The 16,024-nt window shown below is 71.1% G+C and carries 15 protein-coding genes; 2 read left to right on the top strand and 13 right to left on the bottom strand.

Annotated elements, in window-relative coordinates; all coding sequences use genetic code 11:
• Positions 1-19: 19 nt before the first annotated feature.
• Together caldi_RS15210 and metG are read right to left on the bottom strand one after the other, a co-directional pair.
• Positions 20-793: a TatD family hydrolase gene (locus tag caldi_RS15210; protein ID WP_264842603.1), complete on the bottom strand. Its 774-nt coding sequence runs from the start codon at positions 791-793 to the stop codon at positions 20-22.
• 1 nt (position 794) lies between these two features.
• A complete protein-coding gene (gene metG / locus caldi_RS15205; protein WP_264842602.1) occupies positions 795-2,723 on the bottom strand; it encodes a methionine--tRNA ligase in 1,929 nt (642 codons plus the stop codon).
• A 792-nt stretch (positions 2,724-3,515) separates the two neighbouring features.
• Between metG and caldi_RS15200 the strand changes: the two genes are divergently transcribed.
• A complete protein-coding gene (locus caldi_RS15200; RefSeq protein WP_264844824.1) occupies positions 3,516-3,776 on the top strand; it encodes an AbrB/MazE/SpoVT family DNA-binding domain-containing protein in 261 nt (86 codons plus the stop codon).
• A 127-nt stretch (positions 3,777-3,903) separates the two neighbouring features.
• On the opposite strand, the gene rsmI is transcribed toward caldi_RS15200, so the two are convergent.
• The 10 genes from rsmI to caldi_RS15150 form a co-directional block, all read right to left on the bottom strand.
• On the bottom strand, positions 3,904-4,851 hold the full coding sequence (rsmI, locus tag caldi_RS15195) for a 16S rRNA (cytidine(1402)-2'-O)-methyltransferase (protein WP_264842601.1): 948 nt from the start codon (positions 4,849-4,851) through the stop codon (positions 3,904-3,906).
• A 32-nt stretch (positions 4,852-4,883) separates the two neighbouring features.
• A complete protein-coding gene (locus tag caldi_RS15190) occupies positions 4,884-5,819 on the bottom strand; it encodes a PSP1 domain-containing protein (protein ID WP_264842600.1) in 936 nt (311 codons plus the stop codon).
• A gap of 66 nt (positions 5,820-5,885) precedes the next feature.
• Positions 5,886-6,905, bottom strand: coding sequence for a DNA polymerase III subunit delta' (gene holB / locus caldi_RS15185; RefSeq protein WP_264842599.1), 1,020 nt, complete (start codon positions 6,903-6,905; stop codon positions 5,886-5,888).
• A gap of 1 nt (position 6,906) precedes the next feature.
• Entirely contained in the window at positions 6,907-7,236 is a 330-nt protein-coding gene (locus caldi_RS15180) for a cyclic-di-AMP receptor (protein ID WP_264842598.1), read from the bottom strand.
• Positions 7,233-7,865, bottom strand: coding sequence for a dTMP kinase (gene tmk, locus caldi_RS15175; RefSeq protein ID WP_264842597.1), 633 nt, complete (start codon positions 7,863-7,865; stop codon positions 7,233-7,235). The genes caldi_RS15180 and tmk overlap by 4 nt, the downstream gene beginning before the upstream one ends.
• Before the next feature lie 4 nt (positions 7,866-7,869).
• Positions 7,870-9,327 carry an aminotransferase class I/II-fold pyridoxal phosphate-dependent enzyme gene (locus caldi_RS15170; protein ID WP_264842596.1) on the bottom strand — a complete coding sequence of 486 codons (1,458 nt, stop codon included), beginning with the start codon at positions 9,325-9,327 and terminating at the stop codon, positions 7,870-7,872.
• The gene (locus tag caldi_RS15165) at positions 9,324-10,385 is read right to left on the bottom strand and encodes an ATP-binding protein (protein WP_264842595.1); all 1,062 of its coding nucleotides are present in this window, start codon (positions 10,383-10,385) and stop codon (positions 9,324-9,326) included. The genes caldi_RS15170 and caldi_RS15165 overlap by 4 nt, the downstream gene beginning before the upstream one ends.
• Positions 10,354-11,466, bottom strand: coding sequence for a DnaD domain-containing protein (locus caldi_RS15160; protein ID WP_264842594.1), 1,113 nt, complete (start codon positions 11,464-11,466; stop codon positions 10,354-10,356). The genes caldi_RS15165 and caldi_RS15160 overlap by 32 nt, the downstream gene beginning before the upstream one ends.
• Positions 11,467-11,618: 152 nt before the next feature.
• Positions 11,619-13,898, bottom strand: coding sequence for a thiamine pyrophosphate-dependent enzyme (locus caldi_RS15155; protein WP_264842593.1), 2,280 nt, complete (start codon positions 13,896-13,898; stop codon positions 11,619-11,621).
• Between the two features lie 6 nt (positions 13,899-13,904).
• Complete coding sequence (locus caldi_RS15150; RefSeq protein WP_264842592.1) at positions 13,905-14,921, bottom strand: 2-oxoacid:acceptor oxidoreductase family protein; 1,017 nt, start codon at positions 14,919-14,921, stop codon at positions 13,905-13,907.
• Between the two features lie 215 nt (positions 14,922-15,136).
• Between caldi_RS15150 and caldi_RS15145 the strand changes: the two genes are divergently transcribed.
• Entirely contained in the window at positions 15,137-15,469 is a 333-nt protein-coding gene (locus tag caldi_RS15145) for a Uma2 family endonuclease (protein WP_264842591.1), read from the top strand.
• Positions 15,470-15,575: 106 nt separating this feature from the next.
• Here the strand turns inward: caldi_RS15145 and caldi_RS15140 are convergent, their stop codons facing one another.
• Positions 15,576-15,923, bottom strand: coding sequence for a WD40/YVTN/BNR-like repeat-containing protein (locus caldi_RS15140; protein ID WP_264842590.1), 348 nt, complete (start codon positions 15,921-15,923; stop codon positions 15,576-15,578).
• Positions 15,924-16,024 lie beyond the last annotated feature (101 nt).

The raw sequence follows: 16,024 nt of genomic DNA, 5'->3' as shown, positions 1-16,024 counted from the left end.
AGCCGCTGTCGCACCCGAGCTACGGAGCGCCGTCCAGGCGGAGGATGCGGGCACCGTTGCCGGAGGTCAGGCGCGCGACTTCCTCGAACGAGAGCCCCCGCTCGGCGGCCACGGCCTCCGCCACGAAGCGGACGAAGGCCGGCTCGTTGCGCTGCCCGCGGCGGGCCTGGGGCGCCAGGTACGGGCTGTCGGTCTCCAGCACCAGGCGGTCGGCCGGCACCTGGCGCACCACCGCCCGCAGGGCGTCGTTCCGGGGGTAGGTGACGGGCCCGCCGATGCCCAGCGCAAATCCCAGCGACAGCCCCCGCTCGGCCTCGGGCCAGCCAGCCGAGAAGCAGTGCAGGATGCCGCCCACCTCGCCCGCCCCCTCCTCCTCCAGGATCCGCAGCACGTCGGCATGGGCGTCCCGGTCGTGGATCACGAGCGGCAGGCCCACCTCCCGGGCCAGGCGGATCTGGGCACGGAAGGCCCGCTCCTGGTCGGCGCGGGGGTAGTCCCAGTGGTAGTCGAGCCCCACCTCCCCGATCGCCCGCACCCTGGGATGCCGGCACAGGTCCAGGAGGGCCCGCCGGGTACCGCCGTCCCAGCGGGCCGCTCCCTCGGGATGGACGCCGGCCGCCACGAACACGCCCTTGTGCTGCTCAGCCAGCTCGAGGGCCGCGCGGGCGTCCTCGACCGAGGTTCCGACGAGGAGGAGCCGGGTGACACCCGCCTCCCGGGCCCGTGCCAGCGCCTCGGCCCGGTCGGCGTCGAACCGCGGGTGGTGGAGGTGGCAGTGGGTGTCGAAGAGCATCCTACCGCACCCGGCTCCCGCTCGGCAGCGGCCGGTCCAGGGTGACCAGGCTCAGCTCCCCGTTCTCGGTCGAGGCGGCCAGGAGCATCCCGTGCGACTCGACCCCGCGGAGCTTCCGGGGCCTGAGGTTGGCGACGATGACGATGAGGCGGCCGACCAGCTCCTCCGGCCGGTAGTGCTCGGCGATCCCGCTCACGATCTGGCGCGGCTCCCCGCCCACGTCCAGCTCGAGGCGCAGGAGCTTGTCGGTCTTGGGCACGGGCTCGGCGGACAGCACCCGGGCGACGCGCAGGTCGAGCTTCTGGAAGTCGGCGTAGTCGATGAGGGCCACGCCCTCCGGTACCTCCGCCGTGCCGGCGGGCTCGCCGTCGCCCGGGGCCTCGGCCCGCTCCGCCTCGATGCGGGGGAACAGCGGGTCGCCGCGGCGGACCGCGGTGCCCGGCCGCAGGCCGCCCCAGCGGGTCGCCTCGTCCCAGGGCTCGGTCCGCACCCCGGACGGGTCGAGACCCAGCTGATCCCAGATCTTCTCCGGCGTCTCCACCAGGAACGGGGTGAGCGCCACCGCCAGGACGCGCAGGGTCTCCGCGAGGCTGTACAGGACGGCGCCGAGGCGGTCCTGCTTGCCCGGGTCCCGGGCGAGGTTCCAGGGAGCCTGCTCGTCGATGTACTTGTTCGCCCGCCCCACGACCTTCCACAGCGACGCCAGCGCGTCCGAGATCAGGAGCCGGTCCATGTTCTCCCGCATGCCGGCCAGGGCCTCCGCGACGGCCTCGCGGAGCACGCCGTCGTCGCCGCCTGCCGGGTCGGGCACCTTGCCCCCGGCGAAGCGGTCGATCATCGCGACCGTCCGGTTGAGGAGGTTGCCCAGGTCGTTGGCCAGGTCGACGTTCGTGCGCAGCACGAGCGCGTCCTCGGTGTACGTGCCGTCGGCGCCGAAGGGGACCTCCCGCAGGAGGTAGTAGCGGACCGCGTCGACGCCATAGCGGTCGATGAGCACCAGCGGGTCCACGACGTTCCCCTTGCTCTTGGACATCTTCTCGCCGGCGGTGCCGAAGAGGAGCCAGCCGTGGCCGAAGACCTGTTTCGGCAGCGGCTCGCCCAGCGCGAGCAGGATGATCGGCCAGATGATCGTGTGGAACCGCACGATCTCCTTGCCGACCAGGTGCAGGTCGGCCGGCCAGTAGCGCCGGTAGAGCGAGTCGTCCTGCGACCCGTAGCCGAGCGCCGTCACGTAGTTGGACAGCGCGTCGATCCACACGTAAATCGTGTGCGCCGGGTCGAAGGGTACCGGGATGCCCCAGCGGACCGCCGTGCGGCTGACGGACAGGTCCTCCAGCCCCTGCCGGATGAAGGCGATCATCTCGTTGCGGCGCGACTCGGGCTGGATGAAGTCCGGGTGCTCCTCGATGTGCTTCAGGAGCCGGTCCGCGTACTTCGAGAGACGGAACTTGTAACTCTCCTCCCGCATCCGCTCGACCGGCCGGCCGCAGTCCGGGCAGTACTTGCCCTCCTTGAGCTTGGACTCGACCCAGAACGTCTCGCAGGGCGTGCAGTACCAGCCCTCGTATTCCGACTTGTAGATGTCGCCCTGCTCGTAGAGCCGGGTGAAGATGGCCTGCACCGCCTTCTCGTGGCGGGGCTCAGTGGTGCGAATGAAGTCGTCGTATGAGATGTGGAGCGCCTTCCAGAGATCCTTGATGCTCGCGACGATCTCGTCGACGAACTGCTGGGGCTCCTTCCCCGCCTCCTGCGCCCGCCGCTCGATCTTCTGACCGTGCTCGTCGGTGCCAGTGAGGAACCACGTATCGTGCCCCAGCCGGCGGTGGTAGCGGGCGAGCGCGTCCGCCGCCACGGTGGTGTACGAGTGCCCGATGTGCAGCCGGTCGCTGGGGTAGTAGATGGGCGTCGTGATGTAGAACTTCTCCGCCACGCGAAGCGCCTCCCCATGCACAGGGTAACAGAATGCAAAGACCCGCCCCTTCGCAGGGGCGGGTCTGTTTCCCGCGGTACCACCCTGATTCGCCCGCGCCTCGCGGCGCAGGCCTCTCCGGGTACGCAGCCGGCGAGGCACCGGCCTCAATACCCTGGCCCGCTAACGGGGGCCGGCCGGCCCGACCTACACCCCGGCTCGCTCCGCGCCCGCTCCTCCGGGTTTCGGCCGGCAGCTCCAGGGCCATGTTCCGGAGTTCGCCACGCACCCGGCTCGCACCCTCCCGGGCTCGCTGCAGCGGCCTCCCTCCGTACTCGCTCCCCATCATCGCCTCGTATACCCAAACTCTAGCGTCCGTGGGTGGAGCTGTCAAGCGGCTGTGGCGGCTCCCCGCACCGGCGCGCTCCGTGTGGGTAGCACTTTTCTATTCTGACCGCTCTTTCTTATGGAGGATTCCGAACGGCGAGCGGCTTGCGTACAGAAGGAGAGTCTCCCTGCCCTGTCGAATACTGCCAAGCGTCACCGGGCGCGATCGGGCCAGCGCGCAGGAACGAGCGAACTCCCCCGGTCAAGATGACCAGTAAAGGGAGAGGATTCCCCCTAAGGGTCCGACTTTCCCCTTGACTTAGGACGTTGTTCCAATTATGGTTATCGTAGTCGCGGGTGGCGTATGTGTGGGTGTTCGCCTGAGCCACCCCGGTTTTCAGTCCCCAGTCAGTGCCGGTTTCAAACATATTTGGAGCATGATGTTGGCCTTGTATGGATTTGGAACAGAAGGGGGACTCCAGCATGATGAAGTCGACCGGTATCGTGCGCAAGGTAGACGAACTGGGCCGCGTGGTGATCCCGATCGAGTTGCGGCGGACGCTGAGCATCGAGGAGAAGGACTCGCTGGAGATCTACGTGGATGGGGACAAGATCATCCTGCGCAAGTACGAGCCGGCGTGCGTGTTCTGCGGGAACGCCGCCAACGTCGAGAACTTCAAGGGGAAGAACGTCTGCCACAACTGCCTGACCCAGATGGCCAGCCGCGCGATGGCCAGCGCCGGTTAGTTCCGGCACTGCCTCGGTGAGCGGTGGGTAACGGGGGACTCACCGCCAGCCGAATCGACCGGACCGGAGACAGAACACGGACGCAGCACCCGACTTCACCTGGGGAGGGTGCTGTTTTTCGTTGCGCTCACGATCCTCCCGGCGCACCGTCCGGCCGGGGCCCGGCTCCCCGGGAGCGAACCCGCAGCACAGCCTGGTAGACGTCCCGGCGCCGCACTCCGTACTCCCGCGCCACCCGGCGCGTCGCCTCCCGGGGGTCCAGCCCCTCGTCTTCCAGTTGCCGCACGCGCGCGGCGTAGGCCTGCCAGAGGGCTTCCTCTCCGCCGCTCCCGCTCCCACCCGTCGTCCCGGGGAGCGCGGGATGTACCCGCCCCGGCTCCTCGCCCGGCTCGCGGGAGGAATGCGCCGGCGGACCGATCACCAGGGTGAACTCCCCCCGCGCGCCCTCCGTCCGGAAGTGCTCGGCAAGCTCCGCCGGCCTCCCCCGGCGCACCTCCTCGAACTGCTTGGTCAGCTCCCGGCATACCGCCACCTGCCGATCGGGGGCGAGCGCCGCCAGGTCCGCCAGGGTTTCCACCACCCGGTGGGGCGCCTCGTACAGCACCGCCGTGTATCCTGTGGTGAGGATCGCCTGCAGCGCTTCGCGCCGCGAACCGGGCCGCCGGGGCAGAAAGCCCGCGAAGAGCCAGACCCCGGCCGGCAGCCCTGCCAGGGCGAGCGCGGCGACGGCCGCGGACGGCCCGGGGACCACCCGGACCGGTAGACCGGCCTTCAGGGCGGCATCCACCACGAGCCGGCCCGGGTCCGAGATCCCCGGCATCCCTGCGTCCGTCACCAGGGCGATGTTCTGGCCCTCGCGCAGGCGCTGCACCAGGTCCGGGACGCGGGCCGCCTCGTTGTGCGCATGGTAAGACAGGAGCGGGGTCCGGATCCCGTGGTGATGCAGGAGCCGCCGGGTCTGCCGGGTGTCCTCGGCGGCGATCAGGTCGACCTCTCGCAGGATGCGTAGAGCCCGGAGGGTAATATCCTCCAGATTGCCGATGGGGGTCCCGACCAGGTAGAGGGTCCCGGCCACGCCTCCTGCAGCCTCCTCGCCCGCGGCTCGCCTCACGACCCGGCGGGCCCGGCCGCCGGGGGCTGCCCGGGCTCTGACCGCCGTCCCCGCCCGCCCCGCCGCCGGCGGCGGCGCCGGCCGGCCCCGGGCGCCGGCGCGGGGTGGGCCGCTTCGACCTCTTCCCCTGCGGAGACCTCCTCGGCTGCGAGGAGGTCGAGGAGCGGTCCCTCGCCCTCGTCCGCGCCGGCCAGGACCAGATCCGGCTCCTGCTCGAGCTCCGCCGGAACCCCGGCCGGCTCCGCCTGCGCAGCGGTCAGGAGGTCTTCGGTGCTCACGGCGGGCCGGGCCGGCCCGTAGTGACCCTGCTCGTACCGCAGGCAGCACATGAGACGGCCGCAGAGGCCGGAGATCTTGGTCGGGTTGAGCGAGAGGTTCTGGTCCTTGGCCATCCGGATGGACACCGGCGCGAAGTCGGAGAGGAAACTGCTGCAGCACAGGACCCGCCCGCAGGGTCCGATGCCCCCGAGGAGCTTGGCTTCGTCCCGGACCCCGATCTGCCGTAGCTCGATGCGGGTCCGGAACACCGCGGCCAGGTCACGCACCAGCTGCCGGAAGTCCACCCGCCCCTCGGCGGTGAAGGAGAAGACGAGCTTGCTGCCGTCGAAGGTGTACTCGGCGTCCACCAGGTTCATGGGCAGGCCGTGGGCGTCGATCTTCTCCAGGCAGATCCGGAACGCTTCCTCCTGCCGCCGCCGGTTCTCTTCCATCCGCCGGTCGTCTTCGGGGGTGGCCACCCGCACGATGGGCTTGAGCTCCCCGACGACCTCGTCTTCCTCCACGAAGCGAGGTGGGAGCGCGACCTCGCCGTACTCCATCCCGCGGCTGGTCTCCACGATCACGTGCATCCCGCGCCGCAGCGGGAGGTCTCCGGGATCGAAGTAGTAGATCTTGCCCGCTCTTCGGAACCGCACCCCGACGACCCGAACCATGCCGATACCCCCAGGGGCAGATCCCCACTCAGGCCCAGTATAGGTGCTGCATCGGACAGGGACAAGCTACGCTCCCAACCGGAGGAGGAGCACGTCCAAGACGAGCCGGGGGTTCGCGTTGCGGTCCAGCTGCCCCCGGGCGGCCTCCACCGCCTCCAGCCCCCGGATCAGGCGCTCCCGCCCCCACCTGACCAGGTCGGTGAGGATCCGCCCGGTCGGGTCGTCCGCCTGCGCGGGGTCTCCTGGCGCACGGCCGCCCTCGGCCACCACCATGGCGTCCCGCAACCAGAGGACCATGAGATCGAGCACGGCGGGAAGCTCCTCGCGACGCTGGTCCAGCTCCTCGGCGCGGGCCAGCCGCCAGGCGTCATCCCGACGCGGCACCTCCGCGAGGAGCTCTCCCACCTCCTGGCGCCGCCTCAGCAGCGCCTCGTCCTTCACCAGCGCCCGAGCACGCCCCAGGCTCCCCCCCGCAAGGGCTGCCGCCAGCCGGGCTGCTTCCGCCTGGACCCCCTCGTCCCGCAAGGCGGCCTCGATCACCCCCGGGGCGATGGGCGCGAACTGCACCGTCTGGCAGCGGGAGCGGATGGTCGGCAGGACGGCAGCGGGGTTGGCGGTCAGGAGGAGGATGTGGGCATACGGGGGCGGCTCCTCCAGGCTCTTGAGGAGGCTGTTGGCCGCCTCGGGGTTCAGGGTTTCGGCCCCGTCGACGATCACGACCTTCCGCGCGCCCTCCGCGGGCCGGACCACGAGGAAGTCGGACAGCGGCACCGCCCCCTGGCGGTCGCTCTCTTCCCGGTGCACCACCTGCCAGAGGCGGATCTCGCGGCCCCGGGGCTCGACCACCAGGACGTTCTCGTGCACGCCCCGATCCACGCGGGTGCAGTGGCGGCACCGGTCGCAGGCATCGCCCGGCACGGGCGGGGCCTCGCATCCGAGCGCCTTCGCCAGGACACGGGCCGCGGTGCGCCGGCCCGTCCCCTCCGGCCCGGAAAAGAGGTAGGCATGCGCCACCCGGCCCGCGGCGACGGCTCCGCGCAGGAGCCGCACCGCGACCGGCTGGCCGACGACCTCCGACCAGCCCATCTCAGAACTTCTCGAACCGGTCCACTTGGAGGACGAAGACGGTCGCGCCCCCGACCTGCACCTCGACGGGGTACGGGAGGTAGGATTCCGCCGACCCGCTCATGGGCGCCAGCGGGGTCACGAGCTGCTCCCGGGCCTTGCAGGTCCGGCGGATGATGCCGATGACCTCGTCCACCCGCTCGTCTTCCACCCCGACCAGGAGGGTGGTGTTCCCCTCCCGCAGGAAGCCGCCCGTACTGGCCAGCTTGGTGGCGCCGAACCCGGCCTGCATGAGCCCTTCCAGCAGCCGGTGGGCGTCCTTGTCCTGGATGACCGCGATCACCAGTTTCATGCGTTCGCCCCCTGCCGTACGGGCCAGATCTCCCGCACCAGCCGGCGGACCTCGGCCTGGACCTCCCCGGGCGGCCGCGAGGCGTCCACCACCCGGATCCGCTCGGGCTCGGCGGCTGCCAGCTCCAGGTATCCTTCGCGCACGCGCTCGAAGAACTCCGCGGTCTCGCGCTCGAAGCGGTCGCCCCCCGCCTGCCGCTTCCGCTCCAGGGCCAGTGCCACGGGCAGGTCGAGGAGGATCGTCCGATGGGGCCGGAGCCCCCCCGTGCCCATCTCGTTGATGGCCATCACGAACTCGGGGGGCAGCCCGCGGCCGTAGGCCTGGTAGGCCACGCTGGAGTCCACGTAGCGGTCGAGCACCACGCTCCGCCCCGCGTACAGGGCCGGCCGCACGACCCGCTCCACCAGCTCCGCCCGGGCAGCGGCGTACAGGAAGGCCTCGCTGTGGATCGTGAGGGGCAGGTCCGGATCGAGGAGCAGGCGCCGCAGCGCCTCGCCCGCCGCGGTGCCCCCCGGCTCCCGGGTGGCGACGAACTCGTGCCCCAGCGTGCGCAGGTACTCCACGAGCTGCTCGAACTGGGTCGTCTTCCCGGAGCCGTCGAGCCCCTCCAGCGTGATCAGAACGGGCATCCCATCAACTCCCCGGGCGACATGCGTCCCCCTGGTCCACCACCGCGATGGTTTCCAGGCGGGGATCCGCAGCCCCCTGCAAGTGCGCGCCCACGCGCCGCAGGCGGGCCAGGTACTCCAGCACCTCCGGGGTGAGCACCTCGCCGGGGGCAACCGCCGGGATGCCGGGAGGGTAAGGGATCACGGCCTCGGCCGCCACCTCCCCGCGGGCGTCCCGCAGGGGCAGCCGGCGCCGGGGGCCCAAGAGCGCTGCCCGGGGCGGCAGGGCCACCTGCGGCCAGGGCGGCTCGCCCAGCCGCTGCGGGGCGCGTCGCCCTTCCGGCAGGTCGGCCAGGGCCGCCAGGAGCCGGGCGACGTCATCCCTCCCCGTACCGGGGCCGACCACCAGCAGCACGTAGCCGGGTCCGGCGAGCTCGACCGCCACGCCGCGCCGCCACAGGGCCCGGGCCGCCTGCGGGCCGGACAGCTTGCGGCCCCGCACGTCCACGATGATGCGGGTCGGGTCGCCACCCGGAACCTCCGGCACCCGCAACCCGCGGATGCGCCCGACCGCCCTCCGCACCCGCGCCGCCGTCTCCAGCGCCCGTTCCCAGCGTGCCCGTCCGTGCAGGGCCAGATGCCGCCGAGCCAGGTCGAGGCTCACCATCAGCAGGTAGGACGGGCTCGACGACTGCACGAGCGCGAGCAGTTCACGGACCCGGTCCGGAGGCAGCGGCGACCCGGCCGCCAGGTGGAGGACGCTCGACTGCGTGAGGGAACCGCCCGTCTTGTGCAGGCTCTGCACCGACGCGTCCGCCCCGGCCGCCAGGGCCGCTTCGGGCAGGGCCGGGTGGAAGGCGAAGTGGGCGCCGTGGGCCTCGTCGACGAGGAGGGGCACGCCGTGGCGGTGGGCGACCGCCGCGAGCTCCGCCACCTGCGCGGGGACGCCGTGGTAGGTCGGGTGGACCGCCAGCACGGCGACCGCCTCCGGGCACGCCGCCAGGGACTGGTCGACCGACGCGGGAGGCACGCCCAGCGGCAGGTCGAGGTCGGGGTCGTAGGTGGGGCGCACGTAGACAGGCTCGTGGCCCGCGAGGACCAGCCCCGCGAGGACCGAGCGGTGGCTGTGGCGGGGCACCACCACCCGGGACCCCGGCGGTCCGGCGGCCAGGAGCAGGGCCTGGATCCCCGCCGTCGTGCCGCCCACCAGGAAGAACGACGCCCCGGCTCCGAAGGCGCGCGCCAGAAGACGGTGAGCCCGCTCGATGGCCCCGGAGGGCGCGTGGAGATCGTCAAGACCCGGAGCCTCGGTGAGGTCGGCGCAGAGGCCGGACCCGAGCAGGCGCCGGAGCGCTGCCGGCGCGGCCCGACCCTGGCGGTGCCCCGGCACGTGGAACACGGCCGGCGCCCGGCGCACGTAGCCGGTGACCGCGGCGTGAAGCGGCGCGCGGCGCTGCTCCCGGTCCTGCTTCGACAGGCTCACGCTCCCTCCCTGCCCCGCCCCGGCCGGCCCTCCCGGACGGCGCGCAGCTGCCGCTGCTTCAGGACGAGCCGCACGTCCTGCCCGCGCAGCCGGATCGCCTCGAAGTGGCCTACGATCCGGGATTCGATCCGCTCCCCGTAGTATTGCCGCAGCTCGCGCAGGTCGAGGTTCGTGGCGATCACGAGCGGTCGCCCCGCCGCAACCCGTCGGTTGAGGATGTTGAACAGTTCCTGGGCCACGAACTCGGAGAGCTTCTCGGCGCCGAGGTCGTCGAGGACGAGAAGGTCGGCTTCCAGCGCCCGGCCGACCAGCGCCGCGAGCGCCTCCTCGTCGAACCGAGCCCTGCGCAGGACGTCGAGGAACTCCGGGAACGTGAAGTAGACGGCGAGGCGGCCGCGGGCGAGGACCGCGTTCGCCATGGCCGCGGCGAGAAAGGTCTTGCCGAGCCCGACCCCGCCCTCCAGGAGGAGGTTCGGCGCCGCTTCGCCCGCGGCGATCGCCCCGGCGGCCCGGCGGCACTCCTCCCGCACCCACGCCATGTAGTCCCGGTCCTCAGGAGGGTAGACCGTGAGGTCGAAGCGCTCGAACACGTGCTCCCGCATGGCCGGCGTCAGGCCCGAGAGGCGGTACAGGTCCTCGATCTCCTCACGGATGAGGCAATGACACTTCTGCGGCGGGGCGACCGACTCCTGCCCGGGCGCCACCTGCGGGCGGATCCAGCCCGTATCCTGACAATCCGGGCAGTCCCACCACACCTCGAGGTCGTGGGGATCGGCGCCGTGCGCGCGCAGCAGGGCGTCGCGCTCGGCCGTCAGGGCCTGCCCCCGGCGGGCGAGGTCCGCAGGGTCCGCCCCACCGACCCCGGAACCCGGGCCTCTCAGGACCGCCCGCGCCATCGCCAGGCCGATCTGCGCCAGCTCCGCCTGAAGTTCCGCCAGGCGGGGGATCCGGCGGACGAGCTCGGCCTCCCGCTCGTCGCGCTCCGCCCGGAGCCGGCGGATCCGCTCCTGCCGGCGCCGCATGCGCTCAGCGGCCAGGTCGGCGGTAAAGCTGTTCATAGTCGATGTCGTCCCTGGACTTGCCGCTCAGGAACACGTTGGACCGCGCCGGGGGGCCCTCCCGTTCGGCGGCAGGCCGGCCGTGCGCGCGGCTGCGCCGGTGCTGCTGGAGGACGCGTTCCGCGTCGGCGACGGTCCGGACCCCCTGCGCGTGCCAGGAGGCGAGCACCCGGTCCAGGTAGGCGAAGTTCGGCTCCCGGGCGTACACCGTCTCGTCGCACGCTCGCAGGATGACCTCGTCGGGCAGGCCCCAGTCCTTGCTCCACTTCTCCAGGAGCTGCTGTTCGGCCCGGGTGAGGCGGCGCCCCAGCCCGAGCCGGTTCACCACCCGGCCCCAGCGGGCCATGACCTTGCGGTACTCCGCGCGCTCCGCCTCGGCCTCGTCGAGCGTGCGGATGCCGTCCTCGTGCCAGCGCCGGGCGATCTGGTTGAGGTAGCTGAACCGGGTGATCCCCCGCTCCAGGCCTTCGTCGATGATGGCCCGCACCACCCGGTCGTCGAACCCGTAGGTGTTGATCCAGTCGAGGATGTCCGCCACCTCGCGGTCGCCGAGGGGACGGCCCAGGCGCTGCTCGGCCCAGCGGAGGATCGGCGCGTGGAGGCGCACCTGCTCGAGGAAGCTGGTGGACGCCGGGGACGGGGCGGCAGGAACCTCCGCATCCGGGACCTCCGCTCCGATGCCCGCCGCCGGCACGCCGGCGGCGAGACCGGCGGCCTCCTCCGCCTCCAGGGCCTCGTGGTCCCGGACCAGGGCCTCGAGCCGCTCGAACATGGGCTGAAAGTTGAAGACCAGTTCCGTACCGTCGGGGCTCTCCCGGTAGAACACGAGACCCAGGTCGGCGAACTCCATGAGGCGCTCCCGCAGGTTGCGGTACCGGTCGGGGCTCGTGCCCATCCGGATCCGGAAGTCGACCCCGGGGATGGGCTCCGGGTGGTGCACCTCCGGCTCGCTCAGGAACACCAGGAGCTTGCCCAGCTCGTCGTAGCCCAGTTCCAGCGGGCCTGCGTGGTCGATGAGAAGCCGCGGAAAACTGACGAACCCCCGCTTCAGCAGGGCCAGCGCCAGGTCCACCCTCGCCACCCCCCTGCGGGCGCCGTGTCTGAGCGCGGACTGATCGTTTCTCCGCGCGGCAGACGCGTTCCTGCTCCTGGCAAGACTGGCAAGTGGAACGAAGCCGGCACCCGGGGGTGCCGGCTTCACCCTGCGGCCGGCCGGGCCGGGCGGCCCGGCGACTACAGCTCGGGGTGCTCGTGCTTCGCCTTGAGGCGCCGCCAGCGGCGGTCGACCTCGGCCTGGAGCGCCGCGGTGACTTCCTTGTACTCGGGACGGAGAAGGTGCTTCGTCTTGCCCATGAGCTTCAGCCACTCCTCGACGGGCACCTTCTTGCCCCGGGCCTCCGGGTCGTAGGTGATGCGGGTCTTGCCGCGCTCGACCTCGTAGAGCGGGAAGAAGCACGAGTCGACGGCGGCCGCCAGGATCTTGGTCCCCAGGCGCTCCTCGCTCTGCCAGTTGAGCGGGCAGGTGATGAGCATCTTGCCGTAGACGAGGCCCTCGTGCTTGGCATACCACTGCGCCTTGGCCGCCTTGCGCCAGACGTCCTGCGGGTGGGCCTCCACGGCGGTGAAGACGTAGGGGATGTTCGTCGCCGCCATGATCTGGGGCGTGTCCTTGTGGTGGAAGGCCTTGCCGAAGGCCTGGGGGCCCACGTTCGAGGTGGCGGTCTTGTGCCCGAGCGGCGTGGCGTACGACAGCTGGGCGCCGGTGTTCATGTAGCCCTGGTTGTCGTACTCGAGGATGATCATCTTGTGGTTCCGGATCGCCGTGCCCAGGGCCGAGCCCATGCCGATGTCCATGCCGCCGTCGCCCGTCACCATCACGAAGGTGATGTCGTCGCCGGCCGGCAGCTCGCCCCGCCGCTGCTTCTCGTGGAACACCTCCACGAGCCCCGAGAGCGTGGGGGCGCCGTTCTGGAAGAGATTGTGGACGTAGGTCACGCGGTGCGCACTGTACGGGTAGCCGGTCGTGACGACCATCGCGCAGCCCGTCTGGAACAGCACCACCACGTCGCCGGAGAGGGCCCGGAAGAACTGGTCCAGGGCCGGGAAGATGCCGCACCCGGGGCAGGCGCCGTGGCCCGGGGCGATGCGCTTGGGCATCTCCATCATCTTCCGGGGCGGGGGGACGGTGACCTTCAGCTCGCCGTCCTTCTCCTCCACCCGGACGGGGCTCTGCAGCTGTTCGGGCTTGAGCGGCTCCACCACGATGGCGGTCGGGCTGTTCGGCGTCACCTCGGTCACGCCGTGGTAGTCGAAGCGCGGGATCGAGCCGAAGTCACCCTGGCGGGCCACCTCCAGGCCCAGGCGGAAGAACTCCCGGGCGTCGTCGGGATAGAAATCCTTTCCGCCGAGACCGTAGATGCGGCTCAGGACCAGCGCCCGGTTCCCGGGCAGGTCGAGCAGGGCCGACTTGACCTCGTGCGTCATGGGGCCACCATCGGCCCCGTAGACGTCCGCGCGCTCGCCCACGACGACCGCCTTCACGCGGGCCAGGGCTTGCCGCACCTCGTCGACCGGGAAGGGCCGCAGCACGTTGGGGCTGATCACGCCCACCTTGTGGCCTTCTTCGCGCAGCCGGTCACAGACGTCCTTGGCCGTGTCCGCCGCCGAGCCCAGGAGGAACACGGCGACCTCGGCGTCCTCCATCCGGTAGAGGTCGACCAGCGGGTAGTGACGCCCGGATACGGCGGCGTAGTCCGCGAAGATCTCCGGCAGCACCCGCAGGGCGCTCTTCATCGCCAGGTGCAGCTGGTACTTGTTGTTGATGAGATCCGGATCGTTCATGTAAGGACCGATCGTCACCGGGTGCCGCGGGTCGAGCGCGTGCGGGAACCCCTCCGGCTGCGGACCGATCCAGTCCCGCACCACCTGCGGGTCCTCGAAGTAGTGCACGCGCCGCTTCTGGTGGCTCGTGAAGAAGCCGTCGTAGGCGACGACGACCGGGAGCCGCACGTCCGGATGCTCCCCCAGGCGCACGGCCACGATGTTGAAGTCGTACACCGCCTGCGGGTCCCGCGCCATGAGGATGATCCAGCCCGTGTTCAGGGCGTAGTACAGGTCGCTGTGGTCACCCCGGATGTCGAGCGGACCGCTCACGGACCGGGTCACCAGGTCGAGGACCATCGGCAGCCGGGTGCCCGACTGCACGGGCATCTGCTCGATCGCGTACAGGTACCCGTTGGCCGACGTGGCGTTGAACACCCGGGCACCGCCGGTCGTGGCCCCGTAGCAGATGCCGGCGGCGCCGTGCTCGCCGTCGCCGGGGATCATCACGATGTCGTGCTGGCCCTCGACCTTCATCTCGTCAAGGAACTCGGCGATCTCCGTCGACGGGGTGATGGGATAGTACCCCATCAGGTGGAAGTTGATATGGGCAGCGGCCAGAGCCGCCATCTCGTTCCCGGTCTTGAAGTCGACCTTCTGTGCGGGTACGACCTTACGCTCCGCTACGGCCATCGCGCCTCACCACCCCGTGTGGGCCACCCGGTGGGCGTCGGCCCAGCCGTCCTCTTCGAGGCGGTCGTGGAGGGCGTCGAACGGGCACGCCTCCACGCACTTCAGGCAGCCCTTGCAGTACTGGTAATCGATTCCCTTCAGCACCATGGCGGGCTTGCCCCGCTTGTCGACCCCCGGCTCCCACACGAAGCAGAAGTCCGGGCACACCAGGTCGCACTGGCCGCAGTCCGTGCACTTCTCCCGGTCGAACTCCGGCAGGTATCCCTGGCGGGAGGCCGAGAGGTCCTTCTTGACGGTGTTACCGGGGTTCAGGATCACCCCGCCGATGGGCGCGTTGAGGTAGCCGTACAGCGGCCCGGGGCGGCGGTACGGCTCCGGGTGAAACCCCGGCTGGGGCGTGATCTGGAGCATCTGCACGCTCTCGTACCCCCGCTCGAAGGTGCGGAGGTTCCCGGGCACCGTGTGGGGGTACTTCTTGCCGAAGGTGTCCCGGATGACCGCCTTGACGGCCTCCGGGTCGATGAAGGGGACGACCCGGCACAGCGCCCCCAGCATGGCCGTGTTCACCCGGGTCTTCTCCTCGACGGCGATGGTGATCGCATCGACCGTGGCGACCGTGCCGTACTGGAGTTTCAGGAGATCCCGCATCTCTTCCGGCGACTTGCGGGTGTTGACGATGACGATGCCGTCTTCCCGCAGCCCCGCCGTCACCGGCTCCGTGCGGATGAGGGCCTCGTGGAAGACCGCGATCACGTGCGGCTGCTCCACGGGCGCCGAGGTGCGCACCTCCTGGTCCGGGTCGCAGAACCGCACGTACGCCTTCACGGGCGATCCTTTCTTCTCCGAGCCGTAGGACGAGAAGTTCGAGCCGTTGAAGCCCATGTGGACGATGCCCGCCTCCGCCAGCATCCGGCCGGCGATGTGGGCACCGTAACCGCCGATCGATTCGAACCGGATCCCGAAGAAGCCCCACTCGTCCTTGACCGGCAGGCGAACCTGCTTCTCCGCTCTCTGCAGCAGCATGGGCACGCCTCCCCTCACTGGTTGCCGCTGCTTGGGTCCAGTGTAGCGGAGAAGCGGTCTAATCACAAGAGCCTATTAGTATATCATCTCTCTGCTGCAGTGCCGCCCATGAGCGGCGAAATGCAAGGAGACGCCGATGAAATGCGCGATGGTCCGGGTTTCCGACCCGGGGGCCACGCTGCAGCGCCGGCGCCGCGGGAGCGTGCCGACCCCACGTGGGCTCAACCCGGTTCTGTCCAGCCCGGATATCGTGGGTCTGCTCCGCCGCGGCGGGCACCCGGTGGCCGGGGCGCGGGTACGCGGGCTGCACGCCGGACCTGGCCGTGGAAGTGCTGTCCCCGGAGGACACGTTCGCTGAAGTGCTGGCCGGGGTGCAGGACGATCTTGCGGGGGGAGCACGGGCGGTATGGGCGCTCGACCCCCGTTCCCGAACGGTCAGTGTCTACCGCCCAGGCGGGGCGCTCGAGGTCCTGTCAGAGCGTCAGGAGCTGGACGCAGGAAACACCTTGCCGGGCCTCCGCGTCCCGCTGGCCCGGCTCTTTGTCTGAACGCCCCGAGCCGAACCTGCCCCGGTCCGCGAACCGTTTCGCCGAGGCCCCCGATCCACTCCGCACCCGCTGCGCGACCGGCTCCGGGCAGGCACGACCCAACCGCTCAGCGGACGCGCATGTGCCACGTACGCACCGTCGACCAGGTCTTCCCCGCGTCCCGGGTCGCGTCGAGACGCCAGGCCCGCCGCTCGTTGTCCTGCAGCAGGGCGAAGCCTTCCGTATCCGAAACGAACCAGACGGAGCGGGCCTCGACCACCTCAGGGCTGGTGACGTCGAGGACCTTCCACTCCCTGCCACCATCCTCTGTCGCCAGCAGGTTGCCGCGGCTCATCCAGACCCAGCCGTGGCCCTCCGGGCGGAAAAACACGCCGTCCACGTAGCCGGCGCCGCTGAGGTCGCGGACCAGCGCCCAGGTCCGACCGCCGTCGTCTGTCCGGTACAGCGCCTTCATCTGCTGCCCGGCCCCCGGCTGACCGGCGCATACGAGCCAGCCGGTGCGCGAGGTCGGGAAGCTGACTGCAGCGGGCTCAGACCACTTCCCCCCGCAGGGGG

This window comes from Caldinitratiruptor microaerophilus (assembly GCF_025999835.1).
Taxonomy (GTDB): Bacteria; Bacillota; Sulfobacillia; order Symbiobacteriales; family ZC4RG38; genus Caldinitratiruptor; species Caldinitratiruptor microaerophilus.
The sequence above is the reverse complement of the archived record's forward strand: the minus strand, read 5'-3'. Positions and strand labels throughout refer to the sequence as shown.

Coding starts and splice junctions, on each gene's coding strand:
- caldi_RS15155 (WP_264842593.1), bottom strand. CDS start 13,898: ATGGCCGTAGCGGAGCGTAAGGTCGTACCCGCACAGAAGGTCGACTTC.
- caldi_RS15190 (WP_264842600.1), bottom strand. CDS start 5,819: ATGGTTCGGGTCGTCGGGGTGCGGTTCCGAAGAGCGGGCAAGATCTAC.
- caldi_RS15140 (WP_264842590.1), bottom strand. CDS start 15,923: ATGAAGGCGCTGTACCGGACAGACGACGGCGGTCGGACCTGGGCGCTG.
- tmk (WP_264842597.1), bottom strand. CDS start 7,865: ATGCCCGTTCTGATCACGCTGGAGGGGCTCGACGGCTCCGGGAAGACG.
- holB (WP_264842599.1), bottom strand. CDS start 6,905: ATGGGCTGGTCGGAGGTCGTCGGCCAGCCGGTCGCGGTGCGGCTCCTG.
- caldi_RS15180 (WP_264842598.1), bottom strand. CDS start 7,236: ATGAAACTGGTGATCGCGGTCATCCAGGACAAGGACGCCCACCGGCTG.
- caldi_RS15210 (WP_264842603.1), bottom strand. CDS start 793: ATGCTCTTCGACACCCACTGCCACCTCCACCACCCGCGGTTCGACGCC.
- caldi_RS15150 (WP_264842592.1), bottom strand. CDS start 14,921: ATGCTGCTGCAGAGAGCGGAGAAGCAGGTTCGCCTGCCGGTCAAGGAC.
- caldi_RS15200 (WP_264844824.1), top strand. CDS start 3,516: ATGAAGTCGACCGGTATCGTGCGCAAGGTAGACGAACTGGGCCGCGTG.
- caldi_RS15165 (WP_264842595.1), bottom strand. CDS start 10,385: ATGAACAGCTTTACCGCCGACCTGGCCGCTGAGCGCATGCGGCGCCGG.